The 20,731-nt window shown below is 60.3% G+C and carries 23 protein-coding genes; 11 read left to right on the top strand and 12 right to left on the bottom strand.

Annotated features, from left to right (window positions below):
* Together ACYBHZ_RS01550 and ACYBHZ_RS01555 are read right to left on the bottom strand one after the other, a co-directional pair.
* Positions 1–1,188, bottom strand: coding sequence for a biopolymer transporter ExbB (locus ACYBHZ_RS01550; protein WP_460272419.1), 1,188 nt, complete (start codon positions 1,186–1,188; stop codon positions 1–3).
* 79 nt (positions 1,189–1,267) lie between these two features.
* Positions 1,268–1,852, bottom strand: a complete 585-nt coding sequence (locus ACYBHZ_RS01555) for a gamma-glutamylcyclotransferase (protein ID WP_460272420.1) — start codon at positions 1,850–1,852, stop codon at positions 1,268–1,270.
* Between the two features lie 81 nt (positions 1,853–1,933).
* On the opposite strand from ACYBHZ_RS01555, the gene ACYBHZ_RS01560 reads away from it, so the two are divergent.
* Entirely contained in the window at positions 1,934–2,935 is a 1,002-nt protein-coding gene (locus ACYBHZ_RS01560) for a DUF2125 domain-containing protein (RefSeq protein ID WP_460272421.1), read from the top strand.
* Positions 2,936–2,990: 55 nt separating this feature from the next.
* On the opposite strand, the gene ACYBHZ_RS01565 is transcribed toward ACYBHZ_RS01560, so the two are convergent.
* The 7 genes from ACYBHZ_RS01565 to ACYBHZ_RS01595 all read right to left on the bottom strand — a co-directional run bounded on the left by ACYBHZ_RS01565 (position 2,991) and on the right by ACYBHZ_RS01595 (position 9,621).
* Positions 2,991–3,812: an extensin-like domain-containing protein gene (locus ACYBHZ_RS01565; RefSeq protein WP_460272422.1), complete on the bottom strand. Its 822-nt coding sequence runs from the start codon at positions 3,810–3,812 to the stop codon at positions 2,991–2,993.
* Positions 3,809–4,744: a prephenate/arogenate dehydrogenase family protein gene (locus tag ACYBHZ_RS01570; protein ID WP_460272423.1), complete on the bottom strand. Its 936-nt coding sequence runs from the start codon at positions 4,742–4,744 to the stop codon at positions 3,809–3,811. Before ACYBHZ_RS01570 ends, ACYBHZ_RS01565 begins: the two co-directional genes overlap by 4 nt.
* Entirely contained in the window at positions 4,737–5,831 is a 1,095-nt protein-coding gene (gene hisC, locus ACYBHZ_RS01575; protein ID WP_460272424.1) for a histidinol-phosphate transaminase, read from the bottom strand. The genes ACYBHZ_RS01570 and hisC overlap by 8 nt, the downstream gene beginning before the upstream one ends.
* Positions 5,832–5,967: 136 nt before the next feature.
* Entirely contained in the window at positions 5,968–6,999 is a 1,032-nt protein-coding gene (locus tag ACYBHZ_RS01580) for an endonuclease/exonuclease/phosphatase family protein (RefSeq protein ID WP_460272425.1), read from the bottom strand.
* Positions 7,000–7,149: 150 nt separating this feature from the next.
* Positions 7,150–7,770 carry a 30S ribosomal protein S4 gene (gene rpsD / locus ACYBHZ_RS01585; protein ID WP_460272426.1) on the bottom strand — a complete coding sequence of 207 codons (621 nt, stop codon included), beginning with the start codon at positions 7,768–7,770 and terminating at the stop codon, positions 7,150–7,152.
* A 190-nt stretch (positions 7,771–7,960) separates the two neighbouring features.
* Positions 7,961–8,761 (bottom strand): Hint domain-containing protein, encoded by an 801-nt coding sequence (locus tag ACYBHZ_RS01590; RefSeq protein WP_460272427.1) that lies wholly within the window; start codon positions 8,759–8,761, stop codon positions 7,961–7,963.
* Between the two features lie 380 nt (positions 8,762–9,141).
* Positions 9,142–9,621 (bottom strand): aminoacyl-tRNA deacylase, encoded by a 480-nt coding sequence (locus ACYBHZ_RS01595; protein WP_460272428.1) that lies wholly within the window; start codon positions 9,619–9,621, stop codon positions 9,142–9,144.
* A gap of 218 nt (positions 9,622–9,839) precedes the next feature.
* Here ACYBHZ_RS01595 and ACYBHZ_RS01600 point away from each other — a divergent pair, with 218 nt between their 5' ends.
* From ACYBHZ_RS01600 to ACYBHZ_RS01620, 5 genes are all read left to right on the top strand, one after another.
* A complete protein-coding gene (locus tag ACYBHZ_RS01600; protein ID WP_460272429.1) occupies positions 9,840–10,049 on the top strand; it encodes a DUF1127 domain-containing protein in 210 nt (69 codons plus the stop codon).
* A 382-nt stretch (positions 10,050–10,431) separates the two neighbouring features.
* Entirely contained in the window at positions 10,432–11,475 is a 1,044-nt protein-coding gene (locus ACYBHZ_RS01605; RefSeq protein WP_460272430.1) for a hemin-degrading factor, read from the top strand.
* The gene (locus ACYBHZ_RS01610; protein ID WP_460272431.1) at positions 11,476–12,333 is read left to right on the top strand and encodes a heme/hemin ABC transporter substrate-binding protein; all 858 of its coding nucleotides are present in this window, start codon (positions 11,476–11,478) and stop codon (positions 12,331–12,333) included.
* A 3-nt stretch (positions 12,334–12,336) separates the two neighbouring features.
* The gene (locus ACYBHZ_RS01615; RefSeq protein WP_460272432.1) at positions 12,337–13,410 is read left to right on the top strand and encodes a FecCD family ABC transporter permease; all 1,074 of its coding nucleotides are present in this window, start codon (positions 12,337–12,339) and stop codon (positions 13,408–13,410) included.
* Position 13,411: 1 nt separating this feature from the next.
* The gene (locus tag ACYBHZ_RS01620) at positions 13,412–14,215 is read left to right on the top strand and encodes a heme ABC transporter ATP-binding protein (RefSeq protein WP_460272433.1); all 804 of its coding nucleotides are present in this window, start codon (positions 13,412–13,414) and stop codon (positions 14,213–14,215) included.
* Positions 14,216–14,289: 74 nt separating this feature from the next.
* Here ACYBHZ_RS01620 and ACYBHZ_RS01625 read toward each other — a convergent pair whose 3' ends face one another.
* Complete coding sequence (locus ACYBHZ_RS01625; protein ID WP_460272434.1) at positions 14,290–14,589, bottom strand: DUF2218 domain-containing protein; 300 nt, start codon at positions 14,587–14,589, stop codon at positions 14,290–14,292.
* Between the two features lie 127 nt (positions 14,590–14,716).
* Between ACYBHZ_RS01625 and ACYBHZ_RS01630 the strand changes: the two genes are divergently transcribed.
* The 5 genes from ACYBHZ_RS01630 to gph all read left to right on the top strand — a co-directional run bounded on the left by ACYBHZ_RS01630 (position 14,717) and on the right by gph (position 18,943).
* The gene (locus ACYBHZ_RS01630; RefSeq protein WP_460272435.1) at positions 14,717–15,613 is read left to right on the top strand and encodes a siderophore ABC transporter substrate-binding protein; all 897 of its coding nucleotides are present in this window, start codon (positions 14,717–14,719) and stop codon (positions 15,611–15,613) included.
* Positions 15,610–16,539, top strand: coding sequence for an ABC transporter permease (locus ACYBHZ_RS01635; protein ID WP_460272436.1), 930 nt, complete (start codon positions 15,610–15,612; stop codon positions 16,537–16,539). The genes ACYBHZ_RS01630 and ACYBHZ_RS01635 overlap by 4 nt, the downstream gene beginning before the upstream one ends.
* Positions 16,532–17,473: an iron chelate uptake ABC transporter family permease subunit gene (locus ACYBHZ_RS01640; protein WP_460272437.1), complete on the top strand. Its 942-nt coding sequence runs from the start codon at positions 16,532–16,534 to the stop codon at positions 17,471–17,473. The genes ACYBHZ_RS01635 and ACYBHZ_RS01640 overlap by 8 nt, the downstream gene beginning before the upstream one ends.
* Positions 17,470–18,222: an iron ABC transporter ATP-binding protein gene (locus ACYBHZ_RS01645; protein WP_460272438.1), complete on the top strand. Its 753-nt coding sequence runs from the start codon at positions 17,470–17,472 to the stop codon at positions 18,220–18,222. Before ACYBHZ_RS01640 ends, ACYBHZ_RS01645 begins: the two co-directional genes overlap by 4 nt.
* 73 nt (positions 18,223–18,295) lie before the next feature.
* Positions 18,296–18,943 (top strand): phosphoglycolate phosphatase, encoded by a 648-nt coding sequence (gene gph / locus ACYBHZ_RS01650; RefSeq protein ID WP_460272439.1) that lies wholly within the window; start codon positions 18,296–18,298, stop codon positions 18,941–18,943.
* Between the two features lie 91 nt (positions 18,944–19,034).
* Here gph and ACYBHZ_RS01655 read toward each other — a convergent pair whose 3' ends face one another.
* Positions 19,035–19,388, bottom strand: coding sequence for a carboxymuconolactone decarboxylase family protein (locus ACYBHZ_RS01655; protein ID WP_460272440.1), 354 nt, complete (start codon positions 19,386–19,388; stop codon positions 19,035–19,037).
* A gap of 231 nt (positions 19,389–19,619) precedes the next feature.
* On the bottom strand, positions 19,620–20,702 hold the full coding sequence (locus ACYBHZ_RS01660; protein ID WP_460272441.1) for a BMP family ABC transporter substrate-binding protein: 1,083 nt from the start codon (positions 20,700–20,702) through the stop codon (positions 19,620–19,622).
* Positions 20,703–20,731: the final 29 nt, after the last annotated feature.

Below are 20,731 nucleotides of genomic sequence, written 5' to 3' on the forward strand. Positions count from 1 at the left end.
CTATTCGCCCTGTGCGCCCAGATCGCGCAGCGTCCGGGTCAACCCGGCAATCTCCGCGCGCAGTTCCGAGAGGCTTTCCTGACGACCGGCGGAAAGCTCTTCGAGAATCCTGAGAAGCTGCACATCGATGGAACGAAGGCGCATCCGGGCCTCCGCATCAAATGCCTCGCCTTCGGGGGCCTCAGAAGCACGTTCCTGCATCACGCCAATGAGGCGGTCCTGCCCCTCCGCAATCCGCGCCAACAAGGGCGCCGCGCCGATATCGACATCCATTTGCAGAACCAGACGGTCAATCGAGGAGGCCAGTTGTTCAAGACGGCTGTCGACCTGAGAGCGCAGCGCATCGGATCGGGTGAACATGTCCTGAAGCTGCTGCATCTGGTGGCTCATGTGATCAAGGACGGCCACCGCCCCCGACACTTCACCCTCCCCCGCGTCAGACGCGAAGCCGATCCGCGTGATGGTCGACATCCATTCTTCGAGTTCGCGGAAGAAGCGGTTTTGCCCATGCGTTGCGAAGAGTTCGAGCATGCCCACCACGAGCGACCCGGCGAGGCCCAAGAGCGAGGAGGCAAAGGCCGTGCCCATGCCGCCGAGCTGACTTTCAAGCCCGCCCATGAGCTGCCCCAACACGTCGCTCGCGCCCTCGCCTTCCGACGGGGACAAAGATTTAATGGTATCGACCAGAGCCGGAACTGTGGTCGCAAGACCATAGAATGTGCCCAGAAGACCAAGGAAGATCAGCAGGTTGGCAATATAACGCGTGATATCGCGCGCCTCGTCAATACGAGTCGCGACCGAGTCGAGGATGGAGCGCGACGAGCTCGCCGAGATTTGCGAATGTGCGCTACGACCGCGCAAAAGCGCCGCGAGAGGCGCGAGAAGACGCGGGGCGGTTTTGCCCGGCACTTTCGGGCGCTGACCGGTGAACCGCTCGATCCAATTGACCGAGGCCACAAGTTGCGCGACCTGCCAGAAACACGACAGGATGCCGATGATGAAGACCACGGCGATAAAGCCGTTGAGATAGAGGTTGGCGAAGAACACCGGCCCGACCCGAGGCAGCGCCATGACCAATCCGGCCACGACCAAGCCCAGCACGATGATCATCAAAGTGATCTGCCGCACGGGTTGGGAAAAGAATTTCAGTTCAGCCTGTCGCTCTGGCGTGTGATCGGGTTGGTCCATTGACGTCCTGACCCTGTCTGTCGGTTCGAGGTCACGATAGGGGCTCTCTGCCCCGCTGCCAACACGCGATTTCGTGTAATCACGCTTTGAGGCGATGTCGCACCATTTCAGAGAGTTGCGACAGTTCCAGATCCTCCATACCAAGCTCGGCCAGATGCTCTGCGGTGGAGAAAAGATACTCGCAATTCGGCCCGCGCCCGCCGCAAGCCCCGGCGATCACCTCCGCCTGCCGCTCAAGGCTCAGCGGGCCGGTATATTGGACATGGTTCGGGTCGACGATATAGGCCAGCGCGATCACGTCACGCCCGTCGGACAGCCGCAGAGTGACTTGTCGTTCGAGGTAGGCGGAAGACACCAGTTCGCGCTCGCGCAGATCGGCCAAAGCCTGCGTCGCCTCCTCCGGCCCGATCCGAAAAGCCAGCCCCTGACAGGCCGCGCCAGCTTCGGCATCGAGCGCCAGAACAAGCCCCGGCGCCTCGGGAGAGCCGCGGTGGTGGATCGACCACATGCAGAAAGAGCGCGCATAATCGGTCAGAACCGCAGGGAGACGCTCCATGAAGTCGAACTCCGGATTCCACATCAGGGAGCCATACCCAAACACCCAGAACCCGTCCCGCATCAACGCGTCATCTGATTGGTGCACAAGCCTGTGATCGGTCTGCATCCCCGCGTCCGTCCTCTTTCCTGTCGCCTATGCTCCGGTTAAACACGGCTGAGGCAGGAATGAAAAGGCAGGGACCCGAAGATGCGCAAACTGATCTGGATCGTGCTGGCCGCGTTCATCGTTTATTCCGGCTATTGGATGGTCGGCGCGAGAGGCACGGAACGTGCGATCTCCGCCTGGATGGCGGCACGGGCCTCCGATGGCTGGCAAGCCGAATCCGTCGAGATCAAGACACGCGGCTTCCCCACCCGGTTCGACACTGCGATCATGGACCCGCGTCTGGCTGACCCGCGCACCGGCGTCGCTTTTTCGACGCCCAAGATTGAAATCCTGAGCCAAAGCCACCGCCCGACGCGGTTCACCCTGCATATGGCGCCGGAAATGTCGCTCGCGTCCCCCTATCAGAAGATCGACATCACGCAGGATTCGGCCGAAGCGCAACTCTTCGTCGATCCCGGCCCCAGCCTCACGCTTGATCATGCCTCGCTCGCGATCAACGGGCTGAAGCTTGCTTCGAACGCAGATTGGGGACTGACCCTCGACACAACGCAGATCGCCACACAGCGCAACGCCGACAACGACCTGACCCAAGACATCACCGTGAACGCGCAGGGCTTTGCGCCCACCGGCGGTTTGATTGAAGAGCTGGACCCGGAGGGGCTTTTGTCCGACCGGTTTGAGGAGCTGGACCTGAAAATGTCCGCGACCTTTGATGGACCCTGGAACATTCATTCCCTCGAAGGGCCGCGCCCACAGCCGACCCATATCGACATCGACACGTTCTCTGCCCATTGGGGCGAGCTGAACCTCAAGCTCACCGGCGCGTTCGATGTGGACAAGCGCGGCTATCCGGTCGGCAAAGTCGCGGTGAAGGCGGAGAACTGGCGTGAGATGGTGGAACTTGCGATTGCGACGGGCGCGATCCCGAAGGATTTGAGCGGGCTCGCCCTGCGCGCCGGAGAAATGCTGGCCGGACTATCGGGGCGCAAAGACACGATTGATGCGGAGCTGAACCTGAAAGACGGGATGATCACACTGGGCTTCATTCCCCTCGGTCCTGCCCCGCGTCTGGTCATTCGCTGACATCGGGCCTTAAGGCTATACGGGGGCAATACGGTCGCCTAGAACGGCGATCCGGCTAGCGGCAATAGCTGCCAGACCTGTATCTCGCCGTATCGAAATGAAAGTGATCCTTGTGATACTGATCGCTTTCCGGGCCAAGCACCGTGCCGAAAGGCCCACAGGCTGACTTATGCAATTTGCGCAGGATTTTGCCCTGCACCTTATCGTTCCAACCATCCCGAACCGTGATCACCATACCGTTTTTCAAACGCAGCGCGGAAACGTCGATTGCATGCCCAAGACCATGTTCGGAGATTTTCGCACCAGCTTGATTGTTGCGCGGGCGACAGACATAGCTCGCCGCCACATCAAGCTGCGCGAGCCCGCCGCCCAAGCGTCCGATGACGGGGTCGGCGCCTTTGTTAATCCAAGTCCGCAAAGCTTTTGCGGTGGTGCAATCGACGACGGCGGGGGTCGACAGGCGCACCCCTGCGACCTCGGTGATCTGCACCGGCTCTTTCACACCACAGCCTGAAACCGCGCCGACAATCGGGCTCATACGTTGACCGCGAATGTCTTTTACACCACAGACAGCCCCGCTTCGCCCATAGGTTACGGATTGCGCGGGAGGTGCAGACGTTGCGACACGAGACGTTGGGCGCAGCTTGGGCAGAGGCGAAGCAAAACCGGTTGCAATGATCTGCGGCGCAGACACCACACGAGAGCCGGGACGCAAGATTGGGCGATGACTGGAGATGGCGTGCGGCGCTTGGATGATCGGAACCGCAGCGGGCTGTGATCCCGGACGCAGGAGCGGGATCGGTGAGCGATCAAGCGCAACAGCCGGGGCCACGACAGAGAGGCTCAGGGCAAGGGCTATGACGCCCCGCCCGATCATGAGCCTTTTTTCACACGACCGAAGTCCGGAGCCTCCGTATCTTGGCCCGCCTCGATGATGCCGCGACGGATCGCGCGGGTGCGGGTGAAATAATCGTGGAGCGTATCGCCATCACCGGTGCGGATCGCACGTTGCAGCGCGAACAGCTCTTCGGTGAAACGCCCGAGGATTTCGAGCGCCGCATCCTTGTTGGTCAGAAACACGTCCCGCCACATGGTCGGGTCCGACGCAGCAATCCGGGTAAAGTCCCGGAAACCGGCGGCGGAGAATTTGATGACCTCCTGATCGGTCACCCGGCGCAGGTCATCGGCGACCCCCACCATGGTATAAGCGATCAGGTGCGGCACGTGAGACACAACGGCACAGACCGTGTCATGGTGGTCCGGTTCCATCCGTTCGGTGTTCGCGCCCAAAAGCGACCAGAAGTCTTCGAGCTTCTTGACTTCGCTCTCGTCCGCCCCTTCGGGCGGCACGATCAGGCACCAGCGGTTGTCGAAAAGCTCTGCAAAACCGGAGCGCGGGCCGGAATGTTCCGTCCCCGCCATCGGGTGCGTGCCGATGAAATGCACCCCCTCTGGAATATGCGGCATAACGGCTTCGAGCACGGATTTCTTGACCGAGCCCACATCCGTCACAACTGCGCCGGGCTTAAGGGTGCTTTCGATCTCTTCCATGACCGGTCCCATCGCCCCAACCGGCACGGCGAGAACGATCAGATCCGCGTCTTTGACCGCCTTAGCAGCGGTCTCGCAAACCCGGTCCACCAGTCCGATTTCCCGCGCCGTATCGCGGGTCGCCTGCGAGCGGGCATAGCCCGTGATCTCGCCCGCCACACCGGCACGACGCATCGCAAGCGACATGGAACCCGCAATCAAGCCGAGGCCGATCAGCGCGACACGGTTGTAGATTACCTTCGTGACAGGATCAGACACTGGCCTGTTCCCCTTTGAACTGGCCGATCACATGGGCCACGCGGCGACAGGACGCTTCGTCGCCGACCGTGATCCGCAGGCAGTTCGGCAGACCATAGCCCCCGACACGGCGCACGATGATCCCATTGGATTTCAGGAAGTCGTCGCAGGCTTCCGCTTCGGCCTCATCCGTAAACCGCGCCAAAACGAAGTTCGCGCAGGAGGTGTCCGAAGGAATGCCAAGCTCCATCAGCGCTTCGGCCAACCAAGCGCGCAGGCGTGTGTTGTCATCGCGGCATTTCTCGACCCAGTCGCGATCCTTGACCGCGGCCTCTGCCGCCGCCAGTTGCATTTCCGAGAGATTGAACGGGCCACGCACACGGTTCAGCACGTCGATGATCTCTTGCGGACCATAGCCCCAGCCGACACGAATGCCGCCGAGACCGTAGATCTTGGAGAACGTCCGGGTCATCACCACATTGTCGCGTGCTTCCACGAGGGCCGCGCCGCCGTCGAAGCCTTCGACGAATTCGGCATAGGCACCATCGAGCACCAAAAGCGTATGCGACGGCAGGTTCGTCGCCAAATACGCGATGTCACGCTGGCCGATCATCGTACCGGTCGGGTTCGCAGGGTTGGCGATGAACACGAGCTTGGTTTTCTCGGTGCAGGCTTCGAGAATGGCGTCGATATCGACGACACGCTCGCGCTCAGGCACGCAAACCGGCGTCGCCCCCGCGGCCCGCGCGGAGATTTTATACATGGAGAAGCCATGCTCGGTGTAGATCACCTCATCACCCACACCGGCATAGGCCTGGCACAGGAAGTGGATGATCTCGTCCGATCCCACACCGCAAATGATGCGTTCGGCATCAAGGCCGTGCACATCCGCGATCGCCTTGCGCAGGCTGGCGTGGTCGGTGTTGGGATAACGATGCAGATTATGCGCCGCCTTGGCAAAAGCTGCCTTCGCGCTTTCCGGCGCCCCGAACGGGTTTTCGTTCGAGGACAGCTTGATCACATTTTCGACGCCGGCCACATGGCTTGCTCCGCTCTGATACAGAGCGATGTCAAGGATGCCGGGCTGCGGTTCGATCAAACGGGTCATATGTCCACTCGCTTATAAGGTCTCGCCCCTCTTAGCGCTGGACGCCGGGCATTGCCAGCAGGATGAACACCCTGTCGGGAGTTGTTGCTTTGACGCGTCGGTTTACATCGCATTTCCGGGGCGGATTTAGGTCACCTCAAACCAACGCAGCCTCTGCCGGTTTCCATTTGAACCCCGCACGCAGAATGCCGTGGTCATTGGTTCCCGTGACCTTGTGGTCCTCGACATTCAGGTGATCATTGTCGACCGTCATTTCGTCAAACGCCCAGAGCCTACGCTTGGAATGATCGTAGAACTCCTGTGAGAACAGGATGTGATCGAGGCTCTCACGCTCTTTCTTATAGACATGGGTATAATACACGTCCCGCGTCGAGCGATATTCCTGAAGCGTTTGCGCGGTATAAAGCGCATTGTCACCGCCGCCCGCGGACAGTCCCGTCAGATATTGCGGCTGCTCGGTCAGGATATTGAGCGTGTTCGACGCCTTGCCGTCATTCATATCCCCGATCACCACCACGGGCGTGTTCGTGCGTTTGGTCAATTTGGTGATGAGAACCCGCAATGCCGCCGCCTCCGCCGTACGCCTGATGGTTGAAACGGCATAGCCCAGAGCATTGAGGTGGTTCTGATGCGCATCCCGGTTGTACCAGCCTTCACGCCACAGCTCTGTCGGTCGGCGGGATTTGAAATGGCATACGAACACATGGATGTCGGGCGTCTCCGGGTGCGGCCGCACTTTGAAATGCAGGACCGGGCGCGAGAATGACGTGAGCGCGACGGCGATAAAGTCCTGTTGCGGATCGTCTCCGCCCGAGGAGAGCATCATTTCATCCGGGAAATCCACAATCCATTTGGGCTCGCCGACCAAAATGTCTTTGCGCACCGCCCCCGCACAAACAATCCGCGTGCCGGTATGATCTGGCGGCACCAGAGCTTGGTGGCTCTCCGACATGCCCGCCATGTCCAAAGCCGCGTCCAGCGCCTCACCGGCCCATAGCTCCTGAAAGCCGATGACATCCGCCGCAAGGCGTTTGATCACGGCACCGGTGTAGAAAATCTTCGCGTCGTATTCTTCCTCGGTCCAACTGGACCCTGAATACATGGCCGCCCCGGCCTGCTGCAGATTGTAGAGATTGAAAGATGCAAACGAAACATCACGTATGGCCATCACAAAGCCCCCCCATAAAAAACACTGGCGGCAGCATAGCGCAAAACAGGATTCGGATCAGGTCAGGTTTTCCAGAGCAAAAAATCGCCCAAAAGCAAAAGGCCGCCCCAAGGGACGGCCTTTCGGAACTCTTTCGAATGTCGGCTCAGATTAGTTCTGAGCGTAGAATTCGATGACGAGGTTCGGTTCCATCTGCACAGCGTAGGGCACGTCAGACAGGCCCGGAGCGCGCACGAAGGTCGCGGTCATTTTGGAGTGGTCGGCGTCGATGTAATCCGGAACGTCACGCTCGGCGAGAGCAACAGCTTCGAGCACGAGAGCCATTTGTTTGGATTTGTCGCGCACTTCGATCACGTCACCCTCTTTCACACGGTAGGAGGGGATGTTCACGCGCTGGCCGTTCACGAGCACGTGGCCGTGGTTCACGAACTGACGGGCAGCAAAGACGGTCGGAACGAATTTCGCGCGGTACACGACAGCGTCGAGACGGGATTCGAGCAGACCGATGAGGTTTTCACCGGTGTCGCCTTTGAGACGCTCGGCGTCAGCGAAGATGCGACGGAATTGTTTCTCGGTCAGGTCGCCGTAGTAGCCTTTCAGCTTCTGCTTGGCGCGGAGCTGCAGACCGAAGTCGGACAGTTTGCCTTTGCGGCGCTGACCGTGCTGGCCCGGGCCGTATTCACGGCGGTTGACCGGGGACTTCGGACGGCCCCAGATGTTTTCGCCCATGCGGCGGTCGATTTTGTACTTGGCAGACGTGCGTTTGGTCACGGCTGATCTCCTTCATAAAGTTTCGAAGGGCGTTGTCCTCTCCCCGGACGGTCCAAGCCGCTCCCCGGGTTGACAGGGTTCCTCTTGCGAGGGCCACCAACACCAATGAATAACCCGGCGCACATCGCTGCACACCGGATGGCGGGCTTATACAGCCGGTTTGGCCGGAGTCAAGCGTTACTCAAGCGTTTCAGGCCACCTTATGCAAAAGGATCGCCGCCTCAGCCGCCGTCAGTGTCCGACGCGCGGCGGGACCGTAGTCTTCGGGTTGCTCCGCGAGATGCGGGAAGCGCTCCAAAAGACAAACACGCTGACGGTCCTCTATGGCGTCAAGATCCGCAAACCCCGGATGGTAGCTCTCCGTCTCCACCCCGTTCGCGAAGATCACCTCATGGGCGTCGAACAATAGATGTATATAGTCGATCCCATACATATTGCGCTCTGTCACGATCGAACGATCATTGATCAGATCTTTCGCGGCCACCAAGACCTCGTCGACATTGAACAGCTCCCGCGCCGCAGGGCCGCTCAGGAGCACCCGGTGATCGGGAGAGACAATCAAATCATCGTCCGGCAGCCCCTGCCCAAGCGTACCCGCCCGAAACCGGATCGGACGAAGGTGCGGCATGGCATAGAGGCGCGCACCAGACATATGGCGCCGCCCGATCCAACGCAGCGCTTGCACGCCATTGTCCTTGGTCTGCACGGCATCGCCTTCTTGCAGGTCTTCAACCGCGCGCAGCCCATCAGGCGTCAGAATTTTCGTCCCCGGCGTAAAACAGATGACCCCGCCCGGTTTGCTACCCTCGATCTCACAGGGATTGGCGACATGCACAGACACCACCCAGAGATCCGTCTCCGCTGGCGGCATATCTCCGACAAACATAAGAAGAGGGCTGCCAAGAACCGGCGTATCGATCAGGGTGACCTCATAGCGCTTGATGCCATCAGTGAGATCGAAGCCTCCGCTCATCAGGCGTGTGCGGGGCATTTTCCCTCGCGCGAAAGGAACGCCCTCAAGCGCTACCCCAATCAGTCGTCGCACAGATTGAGACGCGCGCCGATGCAGTTCTTCGCGACCGATTGCGCCTTCAAGAACATAAACGTCCCGCGCACCATCGATGCAGACGGCCTCCCCTGTCCAACGCCATGACGCGCCAACAGTCAACGCCGACAGAGGCGCATTGGACAGCCCATCAAGCTCACCCTGCGCCCACGCAACGACAAACGTGCCGGAATAGCCCGCTCCCATAACCTGTATGCCTGCCTAATTCTTTTTATTAACGGCAAGCTAACATAGGTGATTCGCTCTGTTAACTTTTTTCTGAGCGTCCAACGCATTCTGCAAAAATGCCGCAAGTCCGGGGCGGTTCAGACCGCACAGACCTCCGCAACCGCCGCCCTCAATGCGGCAATCGCAGACTCAGGCACCAGACAGACCATCAAACCACGCTTGCCGCCGTTGATCACCACCGGCGCCTCGACCATGAGAATAGAGGCATCAAACACGATCGGGACGCGCTTTTTCTGGCCAAAAGGGCTAATCCCCCCGGTATGAAAGCCCGTCAGGCGCTCAGCCTTGGGCGCCTCCATCATCTTAGCGGATTTGCCTTTGAGCGCGGCAGCCATTTTCTTCATAGACAGAGAACGATCAGAAGGGATCACGGCACAGGCGGGCTGTCCGTCCAGCTCAACCATGAGAGTCTTGAAGACCCGTTCAGGCAGCCATCCGATGGCATCCGCAGCCTGAAGGCCAATCGGCCCTTCCCCGCCGCCATACTCATATTCGAACACGTCATAAGAGAGCCCCGCCTTGTCGAGAAACCGTGTTGCCGGGGTCGCAGTGCTCATCAGTCCTCTCCTTTTGTGTGCCCTCGTTTCATAAGGACTCCGCCGCCCCAAGCCAACAGATCGGCGGGGCCGATCGCGACAGCCATGCCCCAATCGCATGGCAGGACTGTCATACCGACATTTGTCTTCATAAATCGCCCACCATATATGCGTGTCAGAATATTTAGCGCACATTTTTGGGGCGCTTTGAAAACTTTCGCCTACAAGGACCGACAACCATGACGACCATGTCCCACACCCTCGCTCCGAGCATCTCCTCGGGCCTCAAAGGGTTCGGCGCCAGCCTGTTCGGCAAGCTTGCCGCGCACCGTCACGCCGCCAAAACGCTCAAAGCGCTCGACGCGCTCTCCGACCGCGAACTCGCCGACATCGGCCTGCAGCGCGATGACATCTATGATGTCGCCTACGGCCGCATGACCCGCGCCTGAGCTTTACGCATAACACGCTAGAAACGACGCCCGCCGATGTCTTTCGGCGGGCGTCGTCATTTGTGCGACAGGTCTCCCATCGCAAATCTTGACAGTTTAACTCAACCATTGTAGCTAAACGCAAAAAGCAAGCGCCGCCCGGCTGCCAGCAGGATTTTCATCACCTGATCTCGGAGAAACTGGCCTGCTGATGCTGTTTTCATCCTTCCGTCACGCAAACACGCCGCGTCTCGCCCCTGAGGCCGCTCTGTTGTCGACGATTGAAGACCATCGCCCCCATTCCTCCGCTCCAGTTGCCAAGGTCACTTGACCCAAGCCAGCGCGCGGGGTGTTCCTTCGTGTCCCGCGCGCGTCCGCATCCATTCCCCGCGAGGCCCTTGCCATGAACAAACCCCTCACAGCAGCAGATATTCGCGCCGCGAAATCGGCCAACACCGACAAACGTGATCGCGATCTTGCAGATAGCCTCGGCATTTCCGAGGCCGAACTCCTCGCCGCACATGTCGGACAAACTCCGGACATGACCGTCATCAGGATCAAAGCGCATCCGGACGAAGTTATGCCGCGCCTCACCGCACTCGGCAACGTCATGGCGCTGACCCGCAACGCCTCCTGCGTGCATGAGCGCGTCGGCACGTTTGAGACCTACAAATCGGGACCGCATGCCTCGATGGTGCTCGGCAAGGAAATCGACACGCGGATTTTCCCGAAGTTCTGGACTTTCGGCTTCGCCATTGAAAACACGAGCGACAAGGGTATCCGCCGCACGCTGCAATTCTTTGACGCCTCTGGCGATGCCCTTCAGAAAGTCTTTCTGCGCGACACGTCGAACCACGACGCCTGGCAACCGCTCGTCGATGTTCTGAAACTTGAAGATCAATCGACCGACATCTCCGTCGTGCCACGCCAACCCACCGAAGGCGCGAAGATCAACGCAGACAAGCGCGACATTCTCGTCGAGGAATGGCAGCGCATGACGGACACGCACCAGTTCAACCGGATTTCCACAAAGCTCGGGATGAACCGTCTGGGTGCTTATCGCCTCGCTGGCGAACCTTTCGTGCGGGCCATCAAGCCGGAGGCCGTCGCCGGTTTCCTGGAGGCTGTGTCCGCAGCCCATCAGAAAGTCATTCTCTTCGTCGGCAATCGCGGTAACATCCAGATTCACTGGGGCACCCTCGACACCATCAAACCGATGGGGCCTTGGCTCAACGTGCTTGATCCAAACTTCAACCTCCATCTGCGCGGCGATCATCTGGCCGAGGTCTATGTCGTCGACAAGCCGACGAAGCGCGGCCCGGCCGTGTCTCTGGAGGCTTTCGACGCCGAGGGCGGCTTGATCTTCCAATGTTTCGGCCAGCGCGAAGATGACACGGACGATCTCGCCCAGTGGCATCAAATTCTCACCGATCTGCCGGGGGCATAAATGAAACACCTTTTTCTGAGCGCCGCGCTCTTCCTCCCCCTCTCGGCCCATGCGGACAACTACCCGGAGGCCAACTCCATCGTCGCCATTGGCGGGCCGGTCACGGAGATCATCTATGCTCTCGGCGAAGAGGGTCGGCTCGTCGCCCGCGACACCACTTCGCAATTCCCGGAGGCCGCCAACGCCCTGCCCGATGTCGGCTATATGCGCCAATTGTCGGCGGAAGGCGTCCTGTCCGTCGGCCCCGACCTGATCATCACCCGCGACACCGCAGGCCCGCCCGAAGTTCTTGATCAACTCCGCGCCGCGTCGATCCCATTGGTTCCGGTCAAAGACGGGTTCTCCGAGGATTCCGTGATTGTCGCGATCCACACGGTTGGAGACGCGCTCGGGGTACCGGAGAAAGCCGACACCTTGGCGAGCCAGGTCGCGGCACAATTCTCGGATTTGAGGACAGCCCGGACGGAAGCAGGCGACGCGCCGCACGTCCTCTTCATCCTGTCCAACCAAGGCGGACGCCTCAACGTGGCGGGCGGCGGCACCGGCGCAAACGGCATCATCGCACTTGCAGGCGGCGAGAACGTCATGGCAGACGCATTCCAAGGCTACAAGATCATGAGCGACGAGGCGATCATTGCCGCCGCGCCCGATGTGGTCCTCATGATGGAAAGCACAGGCCAAACCGAGCATGACGTCAACAAAAGCGACATCCTCAGCCTGCCCGCCCTGTCACAGACCCCAGCGGGACAAAACGGCGCTTTCGTTCAGATCAGCCCTGCGGCTCTGGGCTTTGGCCCACGCACCGCCGAGTTCGCCACGGAATTGCACAAAGCACTCTGGGCGGCAGCGGGGGACTAACACATGGCCATCGCCGAGACCGGTTCTCATAGCCTGACCGGAGATCGCCGCGACAAGGCGCGCGCCTTGCGCATTGTCCTGATCTTCGGCTTGGGCCTGACCATGCTTTTGGGCCTCGGCTGGGGTGCGGCTGGCGATACGGACGTGATCGGTGCGCTTATGGCCAAGGCCGGGATCGGCGACGCCAGCCTGCGCGATATGACCATCGTCTGGGACATCCGCATGCCGCGTGTCCTCACGGGCGCTCTGGTCGGCGCGGCCCTCGCCGTCGCAGGCGCGGTGATGCAGGGTCTGTTCCGCAATCCGCTCGCTGATCCGGGGCTCGTCGGGGTCTCGGCAGGCGCAGGCTTCGGTGCGGTGGCGGCGATCGTGCTTGGCGGGCTCTTGCCCATTGCCCTGCAAAATCTGGTCGGCGCGTATCTCGTCCCTGTCGCCGCCTTCCTCGGCGGCTGGCTCTCCACAATCGTGCTCTACAAAATCGCCACGCGAGGCGGGCGCACATCTGTCGCAACAATGCTCCTCGCGGGGATCGCCCTTGGCGCCCTGACCGGCGCTCTGACGGGTTTCATCGTCTACAAAGCCACTGACGATCAGCTCCGCGATCTGACCTTCTGGGGCATGGGCTCCGTCGCGGGGGCGACATGGGCGAAGCTCCTGACCGCTGGCCCGATCATCGCACTGGCGCTTCTCACCGCCCCGTTCCTCGCCCGCGCGCTCGACGCCTTGGCCTTGGGCGAAGCGGTCGCCAGCCATATGGGCATCGACACGCAGCGCATGAAGCGCATCGCCATCCTCTCGGTCGCCGGATCGGTCGGAGCCTCTGTCGCCATCACAGGCGGCATCGGCTTCATCGGCATCGTCGTCCCGCACCTTCTGCGCCTGCTGCAAGGGCCGGAACATCGCAATCTTCTGCCCAATGCGGCGCTTCTCGGCGCGATCACTCTTTTGCTCGCCGATATGATCTCCCGCGTCGCCGTCGCCCCTGCCGAACTGCCGATTGGCATCGTCACCGCCTGTCTCGGCGGGCCGTTCTTCCTTTGGATCTTGTTGAAAAACCGCGCCCTTCTGGAAAGCTGAGATGATCACCGCCACCGATATCACCGTCCGCTTCGGCTCTCGCACCGTGCTCGACCAGGTCAATTTCTCCGCTGCGGCTGGCGAAGTGACCGCCATTGTCGGCCCGAACGGCTCCGGCAAGACCACACTCCTGCGGACCCTGACAGGCGAGCAGGATTTCGAGGGTGAAGTTGCCCTCGATGGCATCCCCCTCTCGCATCTCTCGCCCCTCGATCTGGCACAACGCCGCGCGGTCCTGCCGCAATCCGGCAGCATTGCCTTTCCGTTCACCGTTCTCGAACTCGTCCGCCTTGGTCTCACCGCAGGTCTCGCCACCGGGCGCGCGGAAGGGCTTGAACATCTACCGCGCGCAGCCTTGGCCCGCGTGGGGCTCGAAGGTTTTGAAGGCCGCATGGTGCAGGAACTCTCCGGCGGAGAACGCCAGCGCGCCCAGCTTGCCCGCGTGCTGGTGCAAATCTGGGAACCTGTTCTGGACGGTCACCCACGCTGGCTCATCCTCGACGAGCCGGTCTCGGCGCTCGACATCGGCCATCAACTTGCCGTGATGGAATTGGCCCGCGATTACGCCCGGCGTGGTGGCGGCGTCATCGCGGTGATGCATGATCTCAACCTGACAGCTATGTTTGCCGATCACGTCGCGCTGCTCGGCAATGGGCAGATGCTAGCCACCGGCACGCCGCAAGACGTCTTCACCGACGGGCGGTTGTCGGCCTGTTACGGCTGTGCCCTGCGAACGAATACTCCGCCCCCGGCGGGTGGGCCATGGATTTTGCCGCAAGCCTCGCAACACGTTCCCCAGCACTGATAAGATATAAAAAAAGACCGCCCCTGAAAGGACGGTCTTTTTCGATTTTATAATACCTTGAATGCCTTACTCAGTCAGACGGCCTTTTCCATTGGCCCCCAAGCCATTTCCTCAAACGCTTCACGGAAGGCAAATTTCTTGAGGTGCACATCAATGATCGCACGGGCCTTGCCCATGCCTACGTCATCCTGCGCCGTCAGACGCACGATCAGGCTCTGCTCATTCGCCTCCAGTGTCGCAGGCCCCGACGGCAAGGCGGCCTGGCCTGCGGTCGAGGTATATTCGACCTCTACTTTATGAGCGAAATGCTTGCAGAGTTGTTGCAGATATTTGGACGCATGCTGCGTCTCGAAACGTCCGGTTTGAATGTGCACTGGGGTCTCCTAGCTTTTCAGTCAGAATACGGGTTGCGGCACCATCGCGCAATAACTTATGAAAACAATCAAGAATGGAGCAGCTGAGTCTGATCCTCATGGCTTGTCCCTCAGATTGGAGAAACGCATGTCCCGCACCTTGTTGAAAGCCGCCTTTCTGGCGGTGATGGCCACCTCGGCCGTCGCAGAAGATATCACGATTGACACAGCCACCGGCCCCGCGACCGTTCCTCACGCACCCAAATCCGTAGCCGTTTACGACATGGGCGCGCTCGACATGTTGGACGCACTGGGCGTCGAAGGCATCTCCGCCACATCCAAGACTTATCTGCCTTATCTGTCAGACCACCAAAGCGATATCGGCACCCTGTTCGAACCGGATTATGAGGCGCTCAACGCGCTTTCCCCGGAGCTAGTGATCGCCGGGGGACGCTCCTCCGCTCAGGTGGACTCGCTGTCGAAACTCGCGCCGACCATCGACATGACCATGTGGGGCGACAATCTTCTGGACCAGACCCGCGCCCGTCTCGCCACCTATGGCGAGTTATTCGACAAACAGGACGAAGCGGCAACTCTGACCGCCAAACTCGACGACGAGATCGCCGCGACTGAGGCCGCCGTTCAAGGCAAGGGCACCGCGCTCATCCTTCTGACCAATGGCGGCAAGGTTTCGGCCTATGGCGCAGGCGGTCGTTTCGGTTGGATCCACACGGAAATCGGCCTGCCGGAAGTCATCGACGGGCTGGAAGACACGGCCCATGGCGAATCCGTCTCTTTCGAGTTCATCCGTGAAGCCGATCCGGATTGGATCCTTGTGCTCGACCGTGTGGCGGCCATCGGCGGCGAAGGTGAAAGCGCCAAGGCGACGCTCGACAACCCGATCATGGCCGACACCAAAGCCGCGAAAGCCGGACATATCATTTATTTGAACTCGGGCGGTATTTACATTGCCGGCGGCGGCATCCAATCCACGCTTGAAACCCTCGACATCATCAAAACGGCTTTCAGCGGCGACAACTCGTGACACGCAAATCCATCGTCCTCGCCACTTTGGCGGTTTTCACCCTCGTGAGTTTGCTCACGGGGGTGTCGTCTTTGCGCGGGGACGATCTTTGGCTCCTTTTCGTGAGCCGTATTCCCCGCACAGCCGCTGCGCTTTTGGCGGGTGCGGGCCTCGCTGTGGCCGGGGTCATCATGCAGATGCTCAGCCGCAACCGCTTCGTCGAACCAGCCACCGCAGGCACGGGTCAAGCCGCCGCCCTCGGCCTCGTGGCAATCACGCTTTTGGTCCCCGGCGCTGCGATCTGGTTAAAAATGACCGCCTCCACGGTCACCGCCCTCATCGGCACCGCAGGCTTTCTGGCCATCGTGCGCCGCCTGCCCCGCCGCGATCCGCTCATGGTGCCGCTGACCGGCATCGTCTACGGCGGCATCCTCGGCGCGCTGACCACGTTTCTCGCCTATGAGCGCGACCTTCTGCAATATATCGACATCTGGATGACCGGCGAATTTTCCGGCGTCATGCTCGGCCGCTACGAATTCCTCTGGATTGGTGGCATTCTGACCGTGGCGGCTTATCTATATGCCGAACGCTTCACCATCGCGGGGCTTGGCGAAGAGGCCAGCACCTCGCTTGGCCTCGATCATCGCCAGATCATGGCGCTTGGGCTTGCCATCGTTTCGATCATCACAGCGATCACCGTCGTCACCGTCGGGATGATCCCCTTCGTGGGCCTTGTCGTCCCCAACATCGTGGCCCGCATCATGGGCGAAAACCTACGCGCCACATTGCCCGTCGTGGCGGCGAGCGGCGCCGGGCTTGTGCTTGGATGCGATATCCTTTCCCGCGTCATTCGCTACCCGTTCGAAGTGCCCGTCGGCACCATCCTCGGTGTGATCGGTGCGGCGATCTTCCTGTGGCTTCTGAACGGGAGAGCCGCCCGTGGTTAAACCCCGTTTCCTACTGCTCTGTGTGCTATGCGCCTTGTCTGTTGCTGCCTTCATGACCCTTGGTGCGCGCGGCAACTGGGATTTTATCCTCCCGTTCCGTGGGATGAAGCTTCTGGCGCTCGTCACCATCGCATCCGCAGTCGCTCTTTCGACCATGGTGTTCCAGACGCTCACCGCCAACCGCATCCTCACGCCCACGATCATGGGCTTCGATGCGCTGTATCTGATGCTTCAGACCTCGCTGGTGTTCTTCCTCGGCGGGTTGGGTTTTGCCACGCTCGATGCGACGCTGAAATTCGTGCTTGAGACCGCATTGATGCTCACGGCTGCACTCATTCTATTTGGCGCCGTCCTGCGCAATTCAACCGATCTGAGCCGCATGGTGCTGACCGGGCTTATCCTTGGCGTCCTGTTCCGCAGCCTCACCGCGCTCATAAACCGCCTGATCGATCCGTCCGAATTCTCCGTCGTGCAACAAGCGAGCTTTGCCCGCTTCAACGCCGTCAACGCCGATCTGACATGGATCGCCGCCGCAATTACCTTGGCCGCGTTCATCTGGCTGATGCGCAAACATCATGAGTTAGATGTGATTTCGCTTGGCCGTGAAGCGGCGATCAATCTTGGCGTGGATCATGACCGCGCGACACGTCGGCTTCTCGTTGTCGTCGCCCTACTGGTGTCCGTCTCCACTGCCCTTGTCGGGCCGATCGTGTTCTTCGGCCTTCTGGTGTCCGCGCTCACCCACCGGCTGATCGGCACATGGCGGCACTTCGCTCTCCTCCCGGCATCGGCCCTGATCGCCACCACGGTTCTGGTCGCAAGCCAAACACTCTTCGAACGCGCTCTTCGCCTGCAGACCTCGGTTTCCGTGGTGATCGAGGCGCTTGGCGGACTCGTCTTTCTCTTTCTCATCCTGCATCGGAGGCCCCGATGATCGAAACCCTCTCCCTCTCTGTGCACCTCACGGAGACCCCAATCCTGCAAGACGTGTCGGTCAAAATTCCTCTTGCAAAGATGACCGCTCTCGTCGGACCGAACGGGGCCGGAAAATCCACATTGCTGTCTGCCATGGGACGGTTGATCCATCCCGCCGCAGGCGAGGTGCGGCTTGATGGTAAACTCCTGTCCGACTACTCCCCAAAGCGACTTGCGAAACATCTCGCGATTTTGCGGCAGGACAGCCAGATCACCCCGCGCCTCACTGTGCGCGATCTGGTTGGATTCGGTCGCTATCCCCATAGCCACGGACGCCCCGGCCCGAAGGATTTCGAGGCCATTGATGCGGCCATTGCGCGGCTCGATCTCAAGGAGTTCGCGGATCGTTTCCTCGACACCCTGTCGGGCGGGCAACGTCAACGCGCCCTGATCGCGATGGTTCTGACCCAAGACACCGATGTGCTCCTTTTGGACGAGCCTTTGAACAACCTCGACATTGTACACGCCCGAACCGTGATGCGCGTCGCGCGTGAAGAGGCGGACAAAGGCAAAACGGTTGTCGTTGTCCTCCATGATCTCTCCGTCGCAGCAACCCATTCAGACCATGTGGTTGCGCTGAAAGCTGGCCGCCTGCATTCCGAAGGAAGCCCAGAGAAGGTAATCTCTCACGAGAACCTGTCCGATCTTTACGACACCGAGGTCCAGGTGTTGGAAGCCGAAGGACGCCGCATCGTTCTGACGGTTTAAGAGCAGAGCGGTGGACAATCCAAAGGCCTGAGACAAGACTATCACAGCGCACCAAAGCGCCACAGAGGATTTCATGACCCGCATTCTTTTCGATCTCGACGGCACGCTGATCGACAGCGCGCCAGACATTCACGCCATGGCGAATGTCCTTCTGAAACAAGAAGGCAAACCGCTCATTTCCCTGACCGAGGCGCGTAGCTTTGTCGGAAATGGCGCGAAGGTGTTCGTGGAACGCATGCGCGGCGCGCGGGCCATCCCAGACAGCGAGCAGACACGGCTGCATCAGGCCTTTCTGAAGCTCTACGAAACCGCCGTCACCCTGACCCGGCCCTATCCCGGTGTCATCGATGCTTTGTCGTCGCTCAAAGAGGCTGGGCATCGGCTCGGGATCGCGACCAACAAACCGCATCACGCGGCGCTTGCCGTGCTTGATCACCTCGCACTGACGCCGTTCTTCGACGTTGTGATTGGTGGCGATAGCCTAGCAACGCACAAGCCTGATCCGCTGATGCTGCACACCGGTTTCGACAAGCTCGGCAGTGGCGCGCGGGTCTTTGTGGGAGACAGCGAGATTGACGCGGCGGCGGCGCAGAACGCAGATGTGCCGTTCCTGTTGTTCACCGAAGGCTACCGCAAAGCCGAGGCCGACAGCCTTGGGGCCGTTGGCCTCTTTTCCGACTACGCGGAGCTGCCCCGGATGGTGTCAGAGGCCGCCCGATAAGGTCTGGCTCAGGACCGACGGAGCAAAAACAGACAAGGCGGACACAGAGACATGCCCCGCGTCCGCCTTGTCTCAGCATCCGAACAGATACTTATTTGGCTGGGACGCCAAGCTCAGCCAATTCATCCCAGCATTCCAGAGCCTTAGCCGCATACATCAGCACCGGCCCCCCGCCCATCTGGACGTTCATCGCGAGCATTTCGGTCAGCTCTTCACGGGTGCCGCCGTGTTTCATCAGGGCTTCGACGTGAAAGCCGATGCAGGGTTCGCAGCGCACGGACACGGCCATCGCCGTTGCCAGAAGTTCCTTGGTCTTGTGATCGAGCGCTTCCCCTTCCAGCGCGGCTTTCGACATGGCACCAAAGCCCGCCGGAATGTTCTTATTGGCCTTGTTCAGCGCGCGCAGCGCTTCGCGCATGGATTCGTTCTTTTCAACCCAGGACATGGGAAACTCCTTGTTCGCGTGTCTTTATTTCGCAGTCTTTCGCACATGCAGCATGGCGCGACTTTGATCCGAGTCAAACATATTCAGATATAAACAAGCGTGAACAAACAGCCGCATAGAAAAGGGCCCGCACATGTGGCGGACCCCGATGTTGACGGTCAAATTTGACCTGTCGGATTTGCGTCGGACTTCTGTCGGACTTTCGTCGGGCAGAGATCCGAGACCTTGCGCTTACTGCGGGATCTCGCCGGTCAGGCCTTCAACGTAGAAGTTCATGCCTGCGAGGGTGCCATCATCGGCCACTTCGCCGTCAGCCAGCCAGACGGAACCGTCCTGTTTGTTGATCGGACCGGTGAACGGGTGGTACTCGCCCGCAGCGATGGAATCGCGCAGCGCTTCGGCGCCCGCTTTCACATCTTCCGGAACAGCGGAGGAAATCTCGCCGATGCCGACCATGCCGGCGCCGATACCATCCCAGGTCATGTCGCTTTCCCATGTGCCGTCGATCACAGCCTGAACGCGCTCGATGTAATAGGGCGCCCATTCGTCAATGATGGAGGAGATACGCGGCATCGGGCCGAACTCGGCCATGTCGGCAGCTTGGCCGAAGGTGTAGACGTTGCCAGCTTTCTGCGCAGAGATCTGCGGCGCGGTGGAGTCGGTGTGCTGCAGCACGACGTCGATGCCTTGGTCGATCATCGCCTGAGCCGCGTCAGCTTCTTTCGCCGGGTCGAACCAGGTGTTCAGCCAGACGACGGACATTTCCACATCCGGGTTCTCTTTCTTGGCGTGCAGGAAGGAGGAGTTGATGCCACGGATCACTTCCGGGATCGGGAAGGACCCGATGTAGCCGATTTTGTTCGACTTGGTCATGTGACCGGCGAGGTAGCCTTCAACCGCACGGCCTTCGTAGAAACGGGCGGAGTAAACACCGACGTTCGGCGCGGTTTTATACCCGGTGGCGTGCTCGAATTTCACGTCCGGGAATTTGGAAGCGACGTTGATGGTCTGATCCATGTAGCCGAAGGAGGTGGTGAAGATGATGTCCGCACCGGAGAGCGCCATTTGGGTCATCACGCGCTCAGCGTCCGGGCCTTCCGGCACGCTTTCCTGTTCCACCAGTTCGATGGCGTCGCCGAAATGCTCAACCATCACCATGGCGGCTTCGTGGTGGTGCTGGGACCAGCCACCGTCGTTCTTCGGACCGACATAGATGAAGCCCACTTTCACCGGATCGGCAGCGAAGGACGGCATCGCCGCGCCAAGCGCGAGAGCGGAGGCCGCGGCTGCGGTCAGCAGAGTTCTACGTTTCATGGATATTCTCCCCTGTTGGAATATATGCC

It is taken from the genome of Celeribacter sp. ULVN23_4, from assembly GCF_054788345.1.